This window comes from Flagellimonas hymeniacidonis (genome assembly GCF_008040165.1).
GTDB lineage: Bacteria > Bacteroidota > Bacteroidia > Flavobacteriales > Flavobacteriaceae > Flagellimonas > Flagellimonas hymeniacidonis.
In genome coordinates this window covers 131,170-150,568 of the sequence record NZ_VRUR01000002.1, presented here as the reverse complement: position 1 = coordinate 150,568, position 19,399 = coordinate 131,170, and the positions used below count along the sequence as shown (strand labels likewise).

Here is a 19,399-nt window from a genome sequence, read left to right as displayed (position 1 = left end):
AATATGAAGAAAATATACAAAGTCATAGCACTAGGCCTATTTCTAGTATTGACGCAATGTGCTGAAAAAGACATTTCGTTTTTAATTACCGAAAATGCCGTTGGACATCTGTCAAAATCAACTGAAGTTGATGACTTAGAGATTGTTTTTGCTCAAGATTCAGTGGTGATGGACACTACCAAAGGAAAAAAAATTAAAATTCATGAAAAAGGTGGGAAGCATCTTTTAACACTTACCCCTAAAACCGATAGTACAGCTACCGTTGAGAATGTTAGGGTATTCGATTCGCGATACAAAACCGACAAAGGAATTAGCCTAGCCAGCACCTTTGGTGAGATCCAAAAAAAATATCCCATCAAAAAGGTTGTAACCACCATTAATAGCATTGTCATATTCCCCAAGGAAAGTAATCTGTACTTCACCATTGATAAAACCGAACTTCCATCTAACCTAAGATACAACAACACCAATATTGAAGCGGTGCAAATACCAGACAACGCCAAAATAAAGTATCTGATGCTGGGGTGGGAATAGCCTTTGTTAATTAATTCCTAAAGGAAGTTGTCGCTTTAGTCCATTTGGGTAATTTGATGGTAAAATCCATCCAAATGAAAACCAATACCCTTTTAACGCTCTTTCTATTCCCCTTCCTAATGGCTGCGCAGTATGATTTTGAACCATCCGTAGAGCACCCATTTGGACTTCCAAATCCTGATGCACCAAAAGAGGTATTGGATTTTGCTCCATTGATCGGGGAATGCAACTGTAAATCCGAAACCAGAAAAGCTGATCAAACCTGGGCGGAACCGGTTGATATGATTTGGCGTTTTAAATACATTATGAATGGTATGGCCATTCAAGATGAAACCTTAAAGGAAGACAAAACCTATTCTGGTAGTATTCGCCAATTTAGCCCCGATAGTCTCCGATGGTACGTTCATTATTACAGCACGCGAGCCGTTTCAACCACCTTGCGTACTTGGGAAGGAAATAAAAATGAAGAAGGTAAAATTGTATTGTATCGGGAACAGAAAGCACCAAATGGAACGGATGGTTTTTACCGATTGTCCTTCTACGATATTGATGCTAACGGTTTTAAATGGGTCGGCGAATGGGTAGATAAGACCGAATCTGTTGTTTTTCCCACGTGGAGGATTGATTGTTCAAATGGCAAAATTTCAAATGACGATGAGAACGAAAAAAACAAAATAATTGCTGCATCAAGGGGGTTCTCAACGGCCTTCATTGCCCAAGATTTCGATGCAATGGCTAATAGCTATACCCAAGATGCCAAATTCATTCCTTTAGGAGTTCCCATAATTGAAGGAAGAGAGGATATTAAAGCGCGTTGGATATCGGGAAAGGACACCAAAATTTTGTCTCATGGCATGGATACTTCAGGAATAAAAATTACAGGTGACTATGCCTATGATTATGGATACTACCATGGCACCAGTCAAAAAGGGAAGGAACCTATTTCTAGCTGGAAAGGGAAATATGTTGTCGTTTGGAAAAAGGTTGGAAACGATTGGAAAATGTATATCGATATCTGGAACAGGTTAAAAGATTAAAGCAATCCATATTTTTCTCTATTGGCAAGTACCTTCGGACTATTGGCTTGCATCCACTCTGTTAGCTCCAATAGCTTTTCCACATATGATTGACCAAACTCAGTAAGGCTATATTCTACCCTAATTGGCACTTCGGGATACGCATTTCTTTCAATATATCCATCAGCTTCCAAAACCTTTAATCGTTGACTTAAAACCTTATTGGAGATACCATATACAAATTTCTTGAGTTTGTTGAAACGCAACACTGGAAAGTAACCCAACCAAAGAATAATCAAAGTACTCCACTGATCAGAGGCGACAGACATCACATCTCTAACTGGGCAAAGCTCAGGAGGGTGTCTATAATCGATATGACCGAACATTTTTTCTAATTTTTTTACTGTCTTAACATTCTGATTATCAGCTACAGTTTCCATTTTTATACTTGGTTTTTAAAGAGTGACCTCTTTTTTGTTTTAAAATGAATGTGTACTTTTAGTTTCAATTAAAGAGTAAGTTACAAAAAGTAACTATATGAAAAAACTAATTACCAAATTACTTCCACTGGCTTTCGGGCAATATTTTAATGTATACTCCCTTTTCAACTCAAAAAAAGCCGCTCATAAAGCTTTTGTTTTGTTTTGCACGGTAAGAAAAGGCAGGGTCCTTCCACAACAAGCTGCATATTTGGAGGAGGCCAAACATGAAACCGAATTGGCTGCCGGGCATAAACTACAGTCTTATCACTGGCCCGGAAAAAAAGAAACTGTGCTATTAGTGCATGGTTGGGAGAGTAATACTTTCAGATGGCGAAATCTCATCCAAAAACTAAGAGAAGCAGATTTTAACATCATAGCTTTTGATGCTCCTTCGCATGGACATTCTTCCGGTAAAATTTTATATGTGCCCCTATATGAGGAAGTCCTGCACCATATGATCAACAAATACAACCCACAATATCTTGTTGGACATTCTGTGGGTGGCATGACATTAATGTACAATGAATACAAAAATCCTAATCCGAAAGTCGAAAAAATGGTTACGATAGGTGCTCCTTCAGAATTTCATGAAATCATGGGGCATTATCAAAGTCTTCTAAAATTCAGTGATCGATTTATGAAATACCTAGACCAGTATATCCTGAATCGATTTGGGTTTCACATTCGTGATTTTTCCACTTCAAAATTTGCACAAACCAATACAAAAAAAGGGTTGTTGTTTCATGATAGACTGGATGCCATTGCGCCCTATCATGCATCAGAACAAGTTCACTCCAATTGGAAGGGAAGCAAATTGATCACTACCGAAGGTTTAGGGCATTCTATGCACCAAGAGGACGTAAACAATCAAATTATCTCTTTTTTGAAAGCGTAGTCAAATGCTAGAAATCTCGATAGGGTGATTCTAAATATTGATTTGCTTCCTCCTCGGAAAATTTGGCATTCTCACTATCCCAATGCAAGGTTTTATTGGGAAAACGTCCGGCGATAACTCCCAAAAGGATTGTTTCCGTTAACCTGGCTGCGTAAGAGAAAGGGGCGGTGCAACTGTCTTTACCCAAACAAGCATCCACAAACTGATGGTAGTGCTTTGGCCCCTCCGATTCATAATTTCGAATTGGTTCTCCCATTTTATTCGCTTCCATTACTTCGGCAATTTCCTTGGAAATATCGACATACTCCCCATCGACAATCTTTTTGGGCAATTGCATAAAGTGCGGCAATAATAAACGTCCCTTTTCACCTATGAACATGGCTCCTTGGTCTGGTAATTTCCCATCGCCAGCTTCCTTACTATCGAGCGACATTTTATCCTCCATGGATTGTTCGGATGTTTTCTCTTTTGCTGAACTCTCCTCTGCACCTGGTAATTTTAGGTCTTCGTGCATTTCTGGAGCTCCGGGGCCATCGTACCACACCCATTTTAGTTTATCTGCGGTATAATCGGTGCCAGGAAACTCATAAGTCACTATATTTTTTTCAGGAAACCCAAACCCAGTCGGCTTTCTACATTCGTTTTTAATTGTAAAAGGTACATCTAGCTGAAGTGCATTGTAAGGAGTATCAAAAATATGCACGCCCATGTCTCCAAGAGTCCCACATCCATAATCCATTAGTTTTCTCCAATTTCCTGGATGATAATATCCCTCTTTATAGGGCCGCTCAGCTGCTGTTCCCAACCAAAGATTCCAATCTAAGGTTTCAGGTATTGGGTCACTTCCTTCGGGAGCAGGGCCATTATAACCCCAATCTTTTGGTGACCAAGCTCGTACTGTATGCACTTTCCCTATAATTCCTGATTGTATGAGCAATGTGGCCAATTTGTAATCGTAAAAAGAATGCACCTGAATTCCCATTTGGGTAACAAGGTTCTTTTCAGATGCAAGTTTTCGCATTGCCCTTGCTTCTGAAACATGGTGTGTTAACGGTTTTTGACAGTACACCGGTTTGCCCATATTCATGGCCATTAATGAAGCTGGTGCATGTGTATGATCTGGAGTTGATACGATAACGGCATCAATGTCGCTTCCCATGACCTTCAGCATTTCTCTATAATCTGAAAAAGTTTTGGCCTTGGAATGTATTTTTTTTGCTGCGTCCAGATTATTTGAGTCCACATCGCATAGCGCTACTACATCGACCAAACTATGGGATGATATCGCTTTTAAGTCTTCAAAACCCATATTGCCAACACCTATATGGGCTGTTCTTAATCTTTTGTTTCCTTTAAAAGCCAACATTCCTGATGGTAATAATGCCAACAATGAAGCTATTGCGGTAGTCTTTAAAAAGTCTCTTTTTTTCATATCTAAATTATAACTTTCTAATTTTTATATTTTTAAACCATATGGGGCTAGCGTGATCCTGTAATCCAATATAACCGGTCTTATATTTTCCATAATCGACGCTATTTTTCCATTTATCTGAATTTTTCTTTTCGTACCAAGCCTCATCCCAAGGAACAAAGGACAAAACCATTTTTCCATTAAGCCAATGCTCAACTCTCTGCTCGGTAAAAACAATCTTCGAAGAATTCCATTCCCCTACCGGATTTAAGGTCTTTTTTGCTGGGTCCGCAGGATGCATTGCGTAATCTGAGGCTGTTTTTTGTAAGGGCTTTAATTCTTCTGGTTTTTCAGTGTATCCAAGACTAGTGTTGTATGCGGTTAAATCATGGATTCTGGCATAGTTTTCATCATCAATCAATTGATATTCCGGTGAAACCTCCGGTGGACCATCATATCCCTCCTTAAGGTGGTAAAAGATACCGCTGTTACCTCCTTCTGGTAATTTCCATTCTAAGTATAGTTCAAAATTATCAAACTCTTCAGCGCCATAAATAATATCCTTACCTCCTTCGTAATCTTGCTCCAATCCTAATTCCGTGTCAAACGTCAACGTGCTATCCTTGATAATCCAGCCTGGTGGCAGTGCATCACCATTGTATGCCCTCCATCCTTTGGTGCTTGTCCCATCAAACAAGTATACCCAATCATTAGGTTTGGCTTTTTCTTCTTCTGCACTTGTTTCTTCAGTTTTTGTTTTAGTGTCCGTTTTACAAGAACTAAAAATTACCAAGGCTACTAGGAATGCTATTTTTTTCATACTACTGCTTCTCAATTTGATATTGTATTGATTACTAAGGTAATTACATTTCTTTTTTTATGAAAAATTATATAGACTACCAACATTACCCAAACTATGAATGTCATTTTATCCGTTGTGGTCTACAATCATACATAAAATTAAACCATAGGAATTTGCAAGATTGGTAGCCAGCATATACTTTTAATGTATGATGCAAAATATAACACCGTTTCATATTGCCATTCCTGTTCACAACTTGGATGAATGTAGGGTTTTTTACCGAGATGTTTTAAAGTGTGAAGAAGGTAGGAGCAGCGATCATTGGGTAGATTTTAGTCTATTTGGACATCAACTGGTGATTCATTACAAACCCAAATCTGATGTAGCATTGCATACCAACCCTGTGGATGGTAAAAATGTTCCTGTACCACATTATGGGGTGGTATTGCCTTGGGATACTTTTAAATCTTTCTCTGAAAGCCTTAAAAACAAGGGAATTGAATTTGTTATTGACCCTTATATTCGATTTGAAGGTGAGGTTGGAGAACAGGCTACCATGTTTTTTCTGGATCCAGCTGGCAATGCATTGGAATTTAAAGCCTTTAAGGATATGACCCAATTGTTTGCCAAGTAACTAAACTAGATTCATCCCCTTTCTTTTTACCCAGAAAAAGGCAAATATCATGTTAGGAACCCAGCAAAGCCAAGCTACTATCTTATAGGCTATTAGAAATTCTCCAAAGGCCATTGTTAAAAGTGGTAACCAAATGCGCAATGTAACAGCCGCAAAACAGGCAGCATAACTATAGATCATCATACCCTGATGCAGTGCTAAATCCTTTGCCCTAATGGCCAAATATGCTTTTAAAGTGGTATAAAGCCAAATAATACCTAAGCAAAGAAATCCTAGTGAGGTAATTAAGCCTCCTGTGGCAAAAAAGGCAATATAAACACCACATATTCCGCTCAGTAATGCCGAAAAAACATATACTTTCCCTAGGTTACGATGTAGTTTTAAGTTTTTAGATCTTATTTTCTTGCTGAACTGTGACCACCCACTCATAAGTGCAAAGGCTCCAAAAGTGATATGCCCATAAAAGCCAACATTCCAGATTTCATTTGCCAACAATTCCGCTGTTTTGCTATACAGCAGACCAAATTTCTCCGAAGTAAACCAATATGCAAATGGATAGAGTCCTACCCCCATCGCCAAAAAGGCAAATACTACCCATGCTATTTTATTTCTTATAACACCTGCCATAGTTGAATTATTTACTTATAGCGCCAACTTGTAAGATCGGCTCCTTCTGGCGCACTTTTCTCAATTCGTTGCATTATTTTAGGAACGTACATCGTATTATAACGCATTCTAGTAATATGATTGGGTAACTCAGGATCACCATTCCAGCAATGCTCCGCTCTATCACCATATAGCACTTCACCTTCATAATAGGGATCAGTAGTATTCTCTAAAAAATCTTCCATTAAATAAACAGCATTATTTAAATAGTAGTTATCCATATCTCCGCAATAAATATGGATTTTTCCTTTGAGATTTTCTCCCAGTTTGTCCCAATCGCGTTCTAAAATATGTCTAAGGTCAAAGTTGTCTTGCCAATATTTTGCTACTTCTGGATTGATTTCTCCTGTCATTTTATCCCAAAGCCTTTCTGGATAACCATCTTCTCCTTGGGGAGAGTACGTAGCTTCCCAAATATCCCACTGCTGACCTGACCGTGATTTTGTTCCCAAAACCAACTCTAAATGATTGTTTTCGCGAACGGTACTCTGAATATGGCCCAAATAATCACGATGAGCAGGTACTTCCACCTCTTTATGGTCGCTTTTATAATAATATGCATTCTCATCCTCGTAAATATCAGTAAGACAATAGGCTCTAAAATCAATTGGGTCTGGACATGCAGCAAAACAACCATTGTATTCTTCTGGATATTTTACCTGCACGGCAAGGGCTTCCCAGCCTCCTGTAGAACCTCCATACAAAAACCGGGACCAACCTTCTCCTATTCCCCTAAACTCTTTTTCTATGTGTGGAATTAATTCGTGGGTAATGGCATCGCCATATGGACCTTGGCTGGCCGAATTCACCGCATAGGAATCATCATAATATGGGGTTGGGTGCTGTATTTCAATGATTAAAAATCGAGGGAAATCAGGTTCGTTCCATCTTTTATAAAAATCGTATGCTTCTTGTTGTTGTATAATGTTATAGCCTTCCACATTAAAACGTGCTGAATACTCTGGTTTAGTATCTGGGTCAGGTGGGATAGTTCTAAAACCGCCAAAATCATTTGGGAAATGTCCATGAAAAATCATCAATGGATATTTGGCCTCTCTATGTTCTTCAAAACCTTTTGGAAGCAAAACATGAGCGCCTAAATACATATCCCTTCCCCAAAATTCAGATAGTTTTTCGGATTTTATTTTTATATGTTTTATCCATTCGGTGTCCACTGGTTCTTCAATGGGTGGAATGACCTTATCCATGCTAATGTGTAGATTCTGGACACCATTTTCCTTAATTGTAATCTTAAAAGGTTCACTATACAGATTTCCTGGCGACCTGTTCCATTGTTGTCCTTCCCCATTATCCATGGGTAATTTAACGGTATGTCCAGTGGATAGGTTAAAGGTTTCGTAGGTGTGTAAAAGTGCTTGCACATTATACTCTCCTGGGGGCACTTCGTTTAAACTGGGATATGGAAATCCGAACACGGAATCATCAAAAATGATTTCCTCTCCTGGCTGCATGCCACTTACATCCATCCCAAAAATCAATTGGGCATCCAATCCGGTACCGATTTGAAAACGAGGTTCTTTTTCATCATTTGTGGAAAGCATTAAAAGAAGACGTCCATCCACAGCACTTTCATTTGCATTTCCAGAAAAGGAAACCAGAATACTATTGGCGCTTTGATTTTTACCACATGAATTCAAGAAAAGTACAAGACAAAAGAATATGGGAAGGTAGTTTTTCATGATAGGTTTGGAATTTGACTAAAAGATACTGATTTTAAATGGGCGTTCAAACCATTTCACATCACAACCAAAAATAGATACTAATTAGCATCAAAAGATCGTTATATAGCTATAAATCATAGGGTACCATACCTACTAAATTACCAAATGATGAAAGTAGTCTTATTGTTAATCACTGTATTATTCGCTTCGATGGCCTTATCTGGCTGTACCAATGACGAGGGCGATAACGACCTGGATATCATCACTCCAAATGATGAGCAAGAAAAAGTATTGGACTATCCTGAAAAAGAAAATTAACGGCTAGGTATTTTTTACTTGATGCCTTTCCCTTGCCAATAGCGTGTTTTTTAAAAGCATTGCTATGGTCATTGGGCCAACGCCTCCTGGCACTGGAGTAATATAGGAAGCTTTTTTACTTACGTTTTCAAAATCCACATCGCCTGTAATGTAATAGCCTCTTTCCCTGGTTTCATCGGGTACGCGGGTTATGCCCACGTCTATAATCACGGCTCCATCCTTGACCATTTCCGCTTTTAAGAAGTTGGGCACTCCCAAAGCAGAGACGATGATATCAGCTTTTTGGGTAAAGGCTTCAATATTCTTGGTCCTACTGTGGGTCAATGTAACTGTTGCGTTAGCAGCTTTCCCTTTCTGACTCATCAAAATGCTAATGGGCCTTCCTACAATATGGCTACGTCCAATTACAACAGTATGTTTGCCTTCAGTATCCACATTGTAACGTTTTAATAGCTCCATTATCCCAAATGGTGTAGCGGATATAAAAGATTCCATGTCCAAGGCCATTTTACCAAAATTGGTGGGATGAAAACCATCAACATCCTTATCTGGGTCAACTGCCATAAGCACTTTCTCTTCATCTATGTGCTTTGGTAAGGGCAATTGCACAATGTATCCGTCAATATCTGAATTGGCATTTAGGGCCTCAACTTGCTTTAATAGTGCCTCTTCAGTAGTTTCTTCTGGCAAGTGTATTAAAGTAGATTCAAAGCCTATTTTTTTACAAGAACGTACTTTACTACCCACATAAGTTAAACTAGCTCCATCGTTACCAACCAAAACAGCTGCCAAATGAGGTACTTTTTCTCCTCTCTCTTTCATCTGGGCTACATCAATAGCTATTTCGTCTTTTATTTGGTTTGATATTTTCTTTCCGTCAAGGATTTCCATTAGGGTGGTTGATTTATAATGGTTTATGTAGTTTGATTATCGCATGTTCTGCATCATCTGCATCATTTTCTTACCGCCACCGCCTTGCATCATTTTCATCATCTTGCTCATTTGCTCAAATTGCTTCAACAACTGATTGACTTCTTGAATGGTACGGCCGCTTCCCGCTGCAATACGCTTTTTGCGACTTGCATTCAATTTTGAGGGTGTTGAGCGTTCCTCTGGTGTCATAGAATGGATAATGGCTTCAATATGTTTAAAGGCATCATCATCTATATCCAATCCTTTTAAGGCTTTACCAGCTCCAGGAATCATGCCCATAAGGTCTTTCATGTTCCCCATTTTCTTGATCTGTTGAATCTGGCTTAGGAAATCATCAAAACCAAAGCGGTTTTTGGCAATTTTCTTCTGAATTTTTCGGGCTTGTTCTTCATCAAACTGCTCTTGGGCACGTTCAACCAAGGAAACCACATCTCCCATTCCCAAAATTCTGTCTGCCATCCTAGAGGGATAAAAGACATCAATAGCTTCCATTTTCTCTCCAGTACCAATGAATTTGATTGGCTTATCAACAACGGATTTTATAGAAATGGCCGCACCACCTCTGGTGTCACCATCCAATTTGGTTAATATGACCCCATCAAAATTTAAGACATCGTTAAAGGCTTTTGCTGTGTTTACGGCATCTTGACCTGTCATGGAATCTACCACAAATAAGGTTTCTTGTGGTGTAACTGCTTTATGGATATTGGCAATTTCCGTCATCATTTGTTCATCCACTGCCAAACGACCCGCAGTATCTATGATGACTATATTGCAGCCCAAGCTTTTTGCATGCTTTACACCTGCTTCTGCAATGGCAACTGGGTCATTATTATCCCTATCTGAGTAAACCTCCACACCTATTTGCTCTCCTACAACGTGCAATTGATCTATTGCCGCTGGACGATACACATCACAAGCAACCAAAAGTGGTTTTTTACTTTTTTTGGCTTTTAGGTAATTGGCAAGTTTTCCCGAAAAGGTTGTTTTACCTGACCCCTGAAGACCAGACATTAATACTACCGATGGATTTCCTGAAAGGTCTATTTCTTCGGCATCGCCTCCCATCAATTGGGTTAATTCATCTTTTACAATCTTGACCATGAGTTGGCCAGGTTGTAAATTGGTCAATACATTTTGACCTAAAGCTTTTTCCTTTACGTTATTGGTAAATTCTTTGGCGATTTTGAAGTTGACATCCGCATCCAATAAAGCCCTACGCACTTCTTTTAGGGTTTCGGCTACATTGATTTCGGTTATCTGTCCATGGCCTTTAAGGACATGGAACGCTTTATCCAGCTTTTCACTTAAATTATCGAACATATGCTCACGTCATTTTTGAAGAAGGACAAATTTAAGAATAAAAAGAAAAGGACGGCTTTGGGGATAGCCGTCCTTTTCAAAAAAAGATTGGGAAAATTTTTTATGGTTTCTCAAAAACCAGGGTTTCCGTAGAATTTTCATCTTCCTGGACCAATTCTATGCGGTTGGCACTTACAGATGCTATATACCAGTCATCTGTAATTTCTCCAAACTTGGCATCATTAGCAAAATTCAAGAAGAACTTCAACTCATTATCATGATTTCTGATTACTCTCCATAGACCCTCAATGATTGGGTTATCGTTTTCATCTACTTGTACACGGTGCATTTCATTGAAATAGAAATCCAATCCAGCAAACTCACTTGTTTTATCCACATCATCCTCTTTATACTGGGCTACATTCCAAGCACCATCCATTAGAGCAGTTCTAATCTCAACAACATCTCCATCGGCATTATTATCATCACACACTCGCAACAGAACCAATTCATAGTCAACTTCTTCAACTTCAAATTTCAATCTATGATCATCAAGATCTCTTAGAGGCCAGTCAAAACTTACTCCAGGCTCATCTCCTATAGTAATTAACAGCGAAGGCACTTCATCATCATTTAATCCTACTTCCCATGTTCCTTCTGAAGTTGTGATACCATTACTTAGGGTAACCACACCTTCTGCCATGAATTTAAATTCGAATCCTAGAAGTCTATCAATTTCTTCTCCTTGGTTCTTAACCTTCTTGATGATCCACTCACATTCTTTTAAGATTTCTCTTAAAGTATCTGGTCCTGGGATATCATCTTCACAAAGTTGCTTCATGATAATCTTGTTTCCACCTTCAGCATAAAGCTTAATAGTATGATCACCTATTTCATAAACCAACCATTCTAAGTTAAAGTCTACCAAGACATCGAATTCAAGTGTTAAAAGTGGACCACGATCGGTAAAGCTTGAGCTCCAAGTACCATTCAACACATTTCCTTCTCTATCTTTTACGGTTACTGTTCCACCATCCATAAAGGTCATGATATATTCTAAATACTGATCGGTTTGGTTAACCTCATCTCTAACAAGTTCACGAACTTCCCATGGACACTGCGTTAAACAAAAATCAAAACGCTCTTCATCAAAATCGTCATCGTTAAAATCATCATCGTCATCTTCATCGCATTCATCTTTGGCCATTTCCAAGGCATTGGCCAACTCACCGTTGCTATCTACAATAATCTCAGTTCCATCAAATTTCTTTAAAGTCAAAGGAAATTGAATACTTACTAGATCGTTATCTTCTAATCCATCAAAGAATTTTCTTAAATCCTCATCACTTTCTACAACAACTTCTCCTGTTTGTTGGTTGTTGATATCGAACGTGAATAAGGTGATTGGATAAACAAAGTCAATACACTCAATGTCATCATCTGCTCCACCTTCTAAACAAGCTTCGGCCAATTCTCTTAACTGCTCCTTATTCTCAATTACAATTTCAGAGAAATCAGCAAGAGTAATCGTAATAGGGAAAAAAATCTCTAAAACATCTTCATCTATATCAACCTCATCAAAAATATCTTCTATAGTATGAAGATCTTCTCTTGAATCAATTGTGACTTGAATTCCATTGACTTCAACAGTATAAGGGAATTTCAAAGCAAAACAGCTAGCACCATCCACAATATTATCGAAAGAACCATCATTAGATGATGTTTTTTCGATTAAGTCTGCAGTAGTGGAGTTTGCTTGAATGGTCTCAGCGTTAGTTCCACCATTCACTTCTTCAAATTCTTCTTGACATGAAGTAAAGTTAAGTGCCAGCATTGCTAGGCCAGCGTACATTAAGTTACTTATCAACTTTTTCATAACGATTTGGATTTTTTGGGTTACAATTCAATCCTAAAACAACTCTCAAAGAAAAAACCCTACTTTATCTTAAAATTTTTAAAATATCTTTGGGTAAATGACAAACCCTTCTAAATGAACAACGTTTGCGAAGAGCAGGTCTTTAGCTCAATATTTAAGGCTAATTCCAAAACGGTTTTCAATTATATATATTATAAGTTTGGCAATGAAGAGAAGGCACATGATGCCGTACAAGAAGCCTTTGTGAAACTTTGGGAGAACTGTGCAAAGGTTTTACCAGAAAAAGCCAAGTCGTATTTATATACGGTGGCCAGTAATACCTACTTAAATGTCATCAAAGCTGAAAAGGTTAGGTTAAAGTATGCGAAGCCAAGCTTAGAAATTTCAAATGAGTCGCCAGAATTTTTATTGGTAGAAAAAGAATACCAACAAAAATTGGACAATGCGTTGAACAATCTTCCAGAAAATCAAAGGACTACTTTTTTATTAAATAGGATAGATGGAAAGAAATATGCAGAAATTGCAGAAATGGAAGGTGTAAGTGTAAAGGCTATAGAAAAACGAATGCATTTGGCATTAAAAGCATTACGAGAGCAGATTGATGGAATCTAACAATATTCAATTAACAATGGACAGTAAACAATTGTATTAACCTATATTGAACACTGTATATTGCTCATTGTAAATTGAATAAGTAGGGTTTTTTAAAACATAGTTGTTATTTAACTGTAAAGCATAGAAATCATGCAAGAAAATTACTTGGCAAAATGGCTTAGCGGAGAGCTTTCTGAAAAGGAGCTAGCGGAATTTAAAAAGTCCGCCGAATATGCTTCTTATCAGAAATTAAAGGAAGTTTCAAGCACTTTGAAAGCTCCTGAATTTGATGTTGACCAAGCTTTAACACAATTAAAAGAAGAACGTATTGGCAATGCTCCAAAAGTTATTGCCCTTAATCCGTTCAAGAAATTCCTGCGTGTTGCCGCGGCTATTGCAGTATTGATTGCTGGCTCTTATTTCTACATCAGTACTCTAGATGAATCCGTTACCACCCAATTTGCCGAACGCTCAGAAGTAATTCTACCAGATAATTCTGAAATCATTCTAAATGCAGGTTCCAGAGTATCTTTCAGTGAAAAAAACTGGGATGAAAAACGAAATGTCACTCTAAAGGGCGAAGCTTTCTTTAAAGTTGCCAAAGGTAAAAAGTTCACTGTTTCAACAACACATGGAACTGTTGCTGTGCTAGGAACCCAATTTAATGTGGAAAACAGGGAAGGCTTTTTTGAAGTAACTTGTTTTGAAGGTCTTGTTAGCGTAGCGTATAACAATATTGAAACCAAATTACCCGCTGGTAGCTCTTTTATGGTCATCAACGGAAAAATAGTAGATACAACCGCACCAAACACCTCACAACCCACATGGGTTAATAATGAAAGTTCCTTTGAACGTATTCCTCTGGGATATGTCTTTGCAGAGTTGGAAAGACAGTTCAATATTGAGGTAAATTCACAAAATGTTGATAGAAATCTGTTATTTACCGGAACTTTTAGCAACACTGACTTAAATATGGCGTTAAAAAGTATAAGTACCCCATCTCGAATTAATTTTAAACTTGAGGGTGATAATGTACTTTTCTATGCTAAAAAAACTCCGTAGCAGCCATTTTGGCCTCTTCATTGGGTTTTTATTGCTCCTGAATTTCCATAGTTATGCACAGGAAAAACAGGACGCTCCAGTTGCGCTTATACCATACATAAAAACCTTAGAGGATAAATTCGATATCAAATTTTCATACATCAATGAAGATTTGGAAGGTTTTAGCATTACCATACCCCAAAATTTAGTGGCATTGGATGATATTCTACAACACATTCAAACCCAATTACAGATAAAGACGGAAAAGCTTAACGACCGTTATTATACACTGACCAAAAGTACCTTGGTTACGGTATGCGCAAAAGTATTGGACAATTTCGCAGAAAATACCATTTCCGGTGCTACCATAGAGGTATTTGAAACAGAAATAGCCATAACCACCGCTGGGGATGGTAGTTTTTCGTTGAGGGATATTCCAAGAAATGCCACCTTAAAAATTAGATACTTAGGGTATAATACCAAATATATTGCAGTTGAAAGCTTATTAAAAGATGGCGGTTGCCCAAAAATTCTTTTAGCTCAACACTATGAGCAGTTAAAAGAAGTCATTGTATACCAATTTCTTACCACAGGTATCATTAAAGAATCTGATGCAAGTATTACATTGAATACTGCCGATTTTGGAATTTTACCTGGTTTAATAGAGCCTGATATTTTACAGACCGTTCAAGCACTTCCTGGCATTAAGAGTATTGATGAAACCGTATCGGACATTAATGTGCGTGGCGGTACCAATGACCAGAACCTAATTTTATGGAATGGGATTAAAATGTATCAATCTGGGCACTTTTTTGGGTTGATTTCTGCCTTCAACCCTTATTTGACCGATAAAATTACGGTGATAAAAAATGGTACTCCAGCGGTCTTTGGTGATGGTGTAAGCAGTGTTATTCAAATGGAAACCAATAATGAGCTATCTACAGATCTTACTGGTGGAGCAGGTTTTAACTTCATTAGCGGTGACGTTTACGGCCAAATTCCCATTACAGAAAAGCTTGGATTACAATTTTCTGCCAGACGTTCCACCACCGATTTTTTGAACACCCCTACCTACAACAAATTTTTTGACCGGGCATTTCAAGATAGCGAAGTGACCAATCAAAATAATATTGCCGTAGATGATGATATTGTAAGGGATGAAAACTTCTTCTTTTACGACTTCACGGGAAAACTACTGTATGATGTAAATGACCAGCACAAATTCAGGTTGAATTTTATCAGTATTACCAATAGTCTTGATTATACAGAAACCAATTTGACCGATTTAGAAACCACAAATAGCATTCTAAATCAAACCAATCTGTCCTTTGGGGGGCAATTACAAAGTCAATGGACCGATAGGCTTTCTTCCAACGTAAATGTCTATTATTCGCGGTACAATCTAGATGCCCAAAACCTTTTTGGCAATCAAATTCAATTGTTGCTCCAAAATAATCAGGTTATCGAAAACGCTGTCAAATTAAACACAGATTACAACCTAAATGAAAATCTGAATTGGAACAACGGCTATCAATACATAGAAACAGGCATTACCAACACTACAATTCTTACCCGGCCACCTTTTGACAGTGAAATAAAAGGCGTTATTAGAATTCACGCCCCACACACAGAGATTGGATATAGTACAGATGGAAACAAATTTAGGGGCAAGGCAGGCGTTCGTCTCAATTACATAGAAAACCTGGGTACGTTTTCAGAATTCTTGATTGAACCTCGCCTTAACCTCAGTTTTAGACTTGCAAATCATCTTAGAGGAGAGGTTTTGGGAGAGTTTAAAAGTCAAACTACCAACCAAATCATAGATTTAGAACAAAACTTCTTAGGTATAGAAAAACGGAGATGGATTTTATCTGATGACAGCACCCTACCCATTACTAAAAGTAAGCAAGGCTCCATAGGCATCAACTATGATAAGAATAGTTTTTATGTGGGCGTGGAAGGTTTCTTCAAAAAAGTGGACGGAATCAGTACCAGTACACAAGGATTTCAAAACCAAAATCAATTTAATGGTGAGATAGGTAGCTATGATGTTAAAGGCATGGAATTCTTGATCAATCAAAAGGGAAATAATTATAGTGCATGGTTGAGTTATACATACAATAAAAACGATTACAATTTTGACGCAATAGACCCTAACAATTTTCCTAACAATCTTGATATTAGACACACCCTTACTCTGGCAGGCACCTATACCTACAAAGATCTTAAACTAAGTTTGGGGCTCAATTATCGTTCAGGAAAGCCATTTACAGAACCTCAAGAAGGAGATATGGCACTGGATACGTCGGTATTTCCGGCACGTATCAACTATGAATCTCCCAATAGTAGTAGGTTACCCGAATACCTTAGAGTTGATGCTTCTACGATATACAAGTTTGACATCAGCCCACGAATCAAAGCAAATGCAGGAATCTCTTTGCTAAACATGACCAACCGAAAAAACAGCTTGAACAAATACTACAGGGTTACAGAGGACAATGAAATTGAAACGGTAGAAAGCATTTCTTTGGGTATTACACCCAATTTTAGCTTTAGGGTGACTTTTTAAGCCTCCAGTGAGGCTCATTAAAGTCAAAATTCAGCATTCTTCGTATTGTATCGTACAAATCGGGGTATTTGTTCGAAAACTCCGCCGGACTCTCGATAAAATTTTCCATAATAACAGCAAAAAACTCATAGAAATTTTTCTTGCCATATGCTCTAAAATAGGTCGACTTTTTCAAATCTTTCTGAAAATCAGCTTGATCATATATTCTTTTGATTTGTGCCAAGCCTACTTTGAATCGTCTGGCCTCCCAACTGGATTTACTTCTCGTTTCGAACATCAACGCATGGGCTACCTCATGAATGCCCAAATTTAAGTTGTCATTGGGGATTTTAAAGCCCTTTTCTAAATCCTCAGCCGAGAACACCAATATTTTTAGGTTCGGATTAAACTCCCCAATATGATGGTTTTTTCCAATTCGCGAATAATATGTGTTAGGGTAAACAATGACTCTTGTAATCGATCTTTCAAACCTAAAATCCCGCATTCCCATGGTCAACAAGGTTGCTGAGGCCGAAACGTAGGCCTTTATTTCTTCACTATTGGCTATCTCACCATAAAAAACAAAAGCCTTTTTAGATTTGAACCAGGCAAACCTTTTCAAAAAAGTTCGTTTCTGTTCAACACTAAATTGCTGAAAAGGGATGAGAAACTCAGTTATAAACTGCCTTTCCTTGGCCGTAATTCTTCTAACTGGGTGAAAAATGTTATAAAAAGTAAATCTTTCACCAAAAAAATACTGGTAACCGACACGGGCAAACACATAGAGTAAACCTACTGCCAAAACAAGTGCAGCGATTTCTTTTTGAGTTTCGGACAGCCCCACTTCCATTACATCCGTTCAGGAACATCAATCCCCAAAAGTTTAAAAGCGGATTGAATCACTTCTCCTACTTTTTTGGATAATTGTACACGAAAGCACTTTTTATCCGCATCTACCTCTCCTAAAATCGATACTTGCTGATAAAAAGAGTTGAATTCCTTTACCAAATCATAAGTATAATTGGCAATTAGGGCCGGGCTATAATTTTCTGCCGCCAATTGAACCGTTTCTGGAAAAAGTTGAAGTTGCTTTAGCAATTCCTTTTCCTTTTCATGCAGTTCAAATGTAATGTCCGACACTGTAGAAGTATCGAAATCGGCTTTTCTAAGGATAGACTGTATTCTAGCATAGGTATACTGAATAAAGGGTCCTGTGTTCCCTTGAAAATCCACAGATTCTTCAGGATTGAACAAAATCCTTTTCTTGGGGTCCACCTTAAGGATATAATATTTTAAAGCTCCAAGACCTATGGTTTTATAAAGTCTTTGTTTCTCTTCAGTGGTGTAGCCTTCCAGTTTGCCCAATTCTTCAGAAATCTCCGCGGCGGTTTGTGCCATGTTATCAATTAAATCATCTGCATCCACAACAGTACCTTCCCTACTCTTCATTTTACCACTGGGAAGGTCCACCATGCCATAACTCAAATGATGTAGTTGCTGAGACCAACTATATCCCAGCTTCTTAAGAATAAGAAATAGCACCTTAAAGTGATAGTCTTGCTCATTGCCTACAGTATATACCATTCCATTAATATCTGGAAAATCGGTTACCCGTTGAATGGCGGTTCCAATATCTTGGGTCATATATACCGCAGTACCATCAGAGCGAAGTACAATTTTCTCATCCAACCCTTCATCTGTCAAATCTATCCAGACGCTACCGTCATCTTTTCTAAAGAAAATGCCTTTTTCCAGACCTTCTTTTACCACATCCCTACCTAAAAGATAGGTATTGCTTTCATAGTATAGGGTGTCAAAATCAACTCCTAGATTTTTATAGGTGATATCAAAACCGGTATACACCCAGCCGTTCATTTTTTTCCAAAGCGCCACTACCTCATCATCACCCGATTCCCAGTTACGAAGCATTTCTTGAGCTTCAAGCAAAATTGGAGCCCCCTTTTCTGCTTGCTCCTTTTCCATTCCTCGAGAAACCAATTCGGCTATTTGTTCTTTATAGGCTTTATCAAACGCTACATAGTATTTCCCTACCAAATGGTCACCCTTCAATCCAGATGACTCCGGAGTCTCGCTATTCCCAAATTTCAGCCAGGCCAACATGCTCTTGCAGATATGAATACCGCGATCATTGATAATCTGGGTTTTGTACACTTTATTTCCGGCAGCTTTTAAAATTTCAGATACCGAATACCCTAATAAATTGTTTCGGATATGACCTAAATGCAGCGGTTTGTTGGTATTTGGAGAAGAATATTCGACCATTACCGCATTGGTAGTATCCGTTTTTACATAACCGTAATCCTCCTCATTAAAAATAGATTTGAAAAAATCCTGGTAAAATCCATCTTCCATGACAATATTTAGAAAGCCCTTGACCACATTAAATTTTGCAACTTCACCTACATGCTCCTGCAAATACTCCCCAATCTTGGTTCCAATTTCCATGGGATTTCCTTTTACCACACGCAACATAGGAAACACGACCACAGTAATATCCCCTTCAAAATCTTTACGGGTGGGCTGAAACTCTACTGAAGGTAGTTCTGCATTATAAATGGAAGAAACAGCTGCTTTAACTGTGGTGGTAAGTACCTGTTGAATATTCATTAATACACGGCATTTAAGGGTGCAAAACTAATCAATT

18 protein-coding genes are annotated in these 19,399 nt (G+C 38.2%); 8 read left to right on the top strand and 10 right to left on the bottom strand.

The window, feature by feature from the left end; genetic code table 11:
- Positions 1 to 3 precede the first annotated feature (3 nt).
- Entirely contained in the window at positions 4 to 534 is a 531-nt protein-coding gene (locus tag FVB32_RS09575; protein WP_147743580.1) for a DUF1131 domain-containing protein, read from the top strand.
- Positions 535 to 608: 74 nt separating this feature from the next.
- The gene (locus FVB32_RS09570; RefSeq protein ID WP_147743579.1) at positions 609 to 1,571 is read left to right on the top strand and encodes a YybH family protein; all 963 of its coding nucleotides are present in this window, start codon (positions 609 to 611) and stop codon (positions 1,569 to 1,571) included.
- Here the strand turns inward: FVB32_RS09570 and FVB32_RS09565 are convergent.
- Entirely contained in the window at positions 1,568 to 1,990 is a 423-nt protein-coding gene (locus tag FVB32_RS09565) for a winged helix-turn-helix transcriptional regulator (protein ID WP_147743578.1), read from the bottom strand. The genes FVB32_RS09570 and FVB32_RS09565 overlap by 4 nt on opposite strands.
- Before the next feature lie 97 nt (positions 1,991 to 2,087).
- Here FVB32_RS09565 and FVB32_RS09560 point away from each other — a divergent pair, with 97 nt between their 5' ends.
- Complete coding sequence (locus FVB32_RS09560) at positions 2,088 to 2,927, top strand: alpha/beta hydrolase (protein WP_147743577.1); 840 nt, start codon at positions 2,088 to 2,090, stop codon at positions 2,925 to 2,927.
- Positions 2,928 to 2,934: 7 nt separating this feature from the next.
- On the opposite strand, the gene FVB32_RS09555 is transcribed toward FVB32_RS09560, so the two are convergent.
- Positions 2,935 to 4,359 (bottom strand): Gfo/Idh/MocA family protein, encoded by a 1,425-nt coding sequence (locus tag FVB32_RS09555; RefSeq protein ID WP_147743576.1) that lies wholly within the window; start codon positions 4,357 to 4,359, stop codon positions 2,935 to 2,937.
- A gap of 7 nt (positions 4,360 to 4,366) precedes the next feature.
- The gene (locus tag FVB32_RS09550; protein WP_147743575.1) at positions 4,367 to 5,158 is read right to left on the bottom strand and encodes a 3-keto-disaccharide hydrolase; all 792 of its coding nucleotides are present in this window, start codon (positions 5,156 to 5,158) and stop codon (positions 4,367 to 4,369) included.
- A gap of 193 nt (positions 5,159 to 5,351) precedes the next feature.
- Here FVB32_RS09550 and FVB32_RS17740 point away from each other — a divergent pair, with 193 nt between their 5' ends.
- A complete protein-coding gene (locus FVB32_RS17740) occupies positions 5,352 to 5,774 on the top strand; it encodes a VOC family protein (protein WP_187269611.1) in 423 nt (140 codons plus the stop codon).
- Here FVB32_RS17740 and FVB32_RS09545 read toward each other — a convergent pair whose 3' ends face one another.
- Positions 5,775 to 6,401, bottom strand: coding sequence for a DUF2306 domain-containing protein (locus tag FVB32_RS09545; protein WP_147743574.1), 627 nt, complete (start codon positions 6,399 to 6,401; stop codon positions 5,775 to 5,777).
- 11 nt (positions 6,402 to 6,412) lie between these two features.
- Positions 6,413 to 8,140 carry an alpha/beta hydrolase-fold protein gene (locus FVB32_RS09540; RefSeq protein ID WP_147743573.1) on the bottom strand — a complete coding sequence of 576 codons (1,728 nt, stop codon included), beginning with the start codon at positions 8,138 to 8,140 and terminating at the stop codon, positions 6,413 to 6,415.
- Between the two features lie 147 nt (positions 8,141 to 8,287).
- On the opposite strand from FVB32_RS09540, the gene FVB32_RS17735 reads away from it, so the two are divergent.
- A complete protein-coding gene (locus FVB32_RS17735; protein ID WP_187269543.1) occupies positions 8,288 to 8,440 on the top strand; it encodes a hypothetical protein in 153 nt (50 codons plus the stop codon).
- Positions 8,441 to 8,443: 3 nt separating this feature from the next.
- Here FVB32_RS17735 and folD read toward each other — a convergent pair whose 3' ends face one another.
- The 3 genes from folD to FVB32_RS09525 form a co-directional block, all read right to left on the bottom strand.
- Positions 8,444 to 9,331, bottom strand: a complete 888-nt coding sequence (folD, locus tag FVB32_RS09535) for a bifunctional methylenetetrahydrofolate dehydrogenase/methenyltetrahydrofolate cyclohydrolase FolD (protein WP_147743572.1) — start codon at positions 9,329 to 9,331, stop codon at positions 8,444 to 8,446.
- 36 nt (positions 9,332 to 9,367) lie between these two features.
- Entirely contained in the window at positions 9,368 to 10,696 is a 1,329-nt protein-coding gene (gene ffh, locus FVB32_RS09530) for a signal recognition particle protein (RefSeq protein ID WP_147743571.1), read from the bottom strand.
- A gap of 100 nt (positions 10,697 to 10,796) precedes the next feature.
- Positions 10,797 to 12,551 carry a hypothetical protein gene (locus FVB32_RS09525; RefSeq protein ID WP_147743570.1) on the bottom strand — a complete coding sequence of 585 codons (1,755 nt, stop codon included), beginning with the start codon at positions 12,549 to 12,551 and terminating at the stop codon, positions 10,797 to 10,799.
- 114 nt (positions 12,552 to 12,665) lie between these two features.
- Here FVB32_RS09525 and FVB32_RS09520 point away from each other — a divergent pair, with 114 nt between their 5' ends.
- The 3 genes from FVB32_RS09520 to FVB32_RS09510 all read left to right on the top strand — a co-directional run bounded on the left by FVB32_RS09520 (position 12,666) and on the right by FVB32_RS09510 (position 16,755).
- On the top strand, positions 12,666 to 13,163 hold the full coding sequence (locus FVB32_RS09520; RefSeq protein WP_147743569.1) for an RNA polymerase sigma factor: 498 nt from the start codon (positions 12,666 to 12,668) through the stop codon (positions 13,161 to 13,163).
- A 132-nt stretch (positions 13,164 to 13,295) separates the two neighbouring features.
- On the top strand, positions 13,296 to 14,207 hold the full coding sequence (locus FVB32_RS09515; RefSeq protein WP_147743568.1) for a FecR family protein: 912 nt from the start codon (positions 13,296 to 13,298) through the stop codon (positions 14,205 to 14,207).
- Positions 14,188 to 16,755, top strand: a complete 2,568-nt coding sequence (locus tag FVB32_RS09510) for a TonB-dependent receptor (RefSeq protein WP_147743567.1) — start codon at positions 14,188 to 14,190, stop codon at positions 16,753 to 16,755. The genes FVB32_RS09515 and FVB32_RS09510 overlap by 20 nt, the downstream gene beginning before the upstream one ends.
- Here the strand turns inward: FVB32_RS09510 and FVB32_RS09505 are convergent.
- Both FVB32_RS09505 and argS read right to left on the bottom strand, forming a co-directional pair.
- On the bottom strand, positions 16,739 to 17,584 hold the full coding sequence (locus FVB32_RS09505) for a zinc-dependent peptidase (protein WP_147743566.1): 846 nt from the start codon (positions 17,582 to 17,584) through the stop codon (positions 16,739 to 16,741). The genes FVB32_RS09510 and FVB32_RS09505 overlap by 17 nt on opposite strands.
- A complete protein-coding gene (argS, locus tag FVB32_RS09500; protein ID WP_147743565.1) occupies positions 17,584 to 19,362 on the bottom strand; it encodes an arginine--tRNA ligase in 1,779 nt (592 codons plus the stop codon). Before argS ends, FVB32_RS09505 begins: the two co-directional genes overlap by 1 nt.
- Positions 19,363 to 19,399: the final 37 nt, after the last annotated feature.

Coding starts and splice junctions, on each gene's coding strand:
- FVB32_RS09575 (WP_147743580.1), top strand. CDS start 4: ATGAAGAAAATATACAAAGTCATAGCACTAGGCCTATTTCTAGTATTG.
- FVB32_RS09570 (WP_147743579.1), top strand. CDS start 609: ATGAAAACCAATACCCTTTTAACGCTCTTTCTATTCCCCTTCCTAATG.
- FVB32_RS09565 (WP_147743578.1), bottom strand. CDS start 1,990: ATGGAAACTGTAGCTGATAATCAGAATGTTAAGACAGTAAAAAAATTA.
- FVB32_RS09560 (WP_147743577.1), top strand. CDS start 2,088: ATGAAAAAACTAATTACCAAATTACTTCCACTGGCTTTCGGGCAATAT.
- FVB32_RS09555 (WP_147743576.1), bottom strand. CDS start 4,359: ATGAAAAAAAGAGACTTTTTAAAGACTACCGCAATAGCTTCATTGTTG.
- FVB32_RS09550 (WP_147743575.1), bottom strand. CDS start 5,158: ATGAAAAAAATAGCATTCCTAGTAGCCTTGGTAATTTTTAGTTCTTGT.
- FVB32_RS17740 (WP_187269611.1), top strand. CDS start 5,352: ATGCAAAATATAACACCGTTTCATATTGCCATTCCTGTTCACAACTTG.
- FVB32_RS09545 (WP_147743574.1), bottom strand. CDS start 6,401: ATGGCAGGTGTTATAAGAAATAAAATAGCATGGGTAGTATTTGCCTTT.
- FVB32_RS09540 (WP_147743573.1), bottom strand. CDS start 8,140: ATGAAAAACTACCTTCCCATATTCTTTTGTCTTGTACTTTTCTTGAAT.
- FVB32_RS17735 (WP_187269543.1), top strand. CDS start 8,288: ATGATGAAAGTAGTCTTATTGTTAATCACTGTATTATTCGCTTCGATG.
- folD (WP_147743572.1), bottom strand. CDS start 9,331: ATGGAAATCCTTGACGGAAAGAAAATATCAAACCAAATAAAAGACGAA.
- ffh (WP_147743571.1), bottom strand. CDS start 10,696: ATGTTCGATAATTTAAGTGAAAAGCTGGATAAAGCGTTCCATGTCCTT.
- FVB32_RS09525 (WP_147743570.1), bottom strand. CDS start 12,551: ATGAAAAAGTTGATAAGTAACTTAATGTACGCTGGCCTAGCAATGCTG.
- FVB32_RS09520 (WP_147743569.1), top strand. CDS start 12,666: ATGAACAACGTTTGCGAAGAGCAGGTCTTTAGCTCAATATTTAAGGCT.
- FVB32_RS09515 (WP_147743568.1), top strand. CDS start 13,296: ATGCAAGAAAATTACTTGGCAAAATGGCTTAGCGGAGAGCTTTCTGAA.
- FVB32_RS09510 (WP_147743567.1), top strand. CDS start 14,188: ATGCTAAAAAAACTCCGTAGCAGCCATTTTGGCCTCTTCATTGGGTTT.
- FVB32_RS09505 (WP_147743566.1), bottom strand. CDS start 17,584: ATGGAAGTGGGGCTGTCCGAAACTCAAAAAGAAATCGCTGCACTTGTT.
- argS (WP_147743565.1), bottom strand. CDS start 19,362: ATGAATATTCAACAGGTACTTACCACCACAGTTAAAGCAGCTGTTTCT.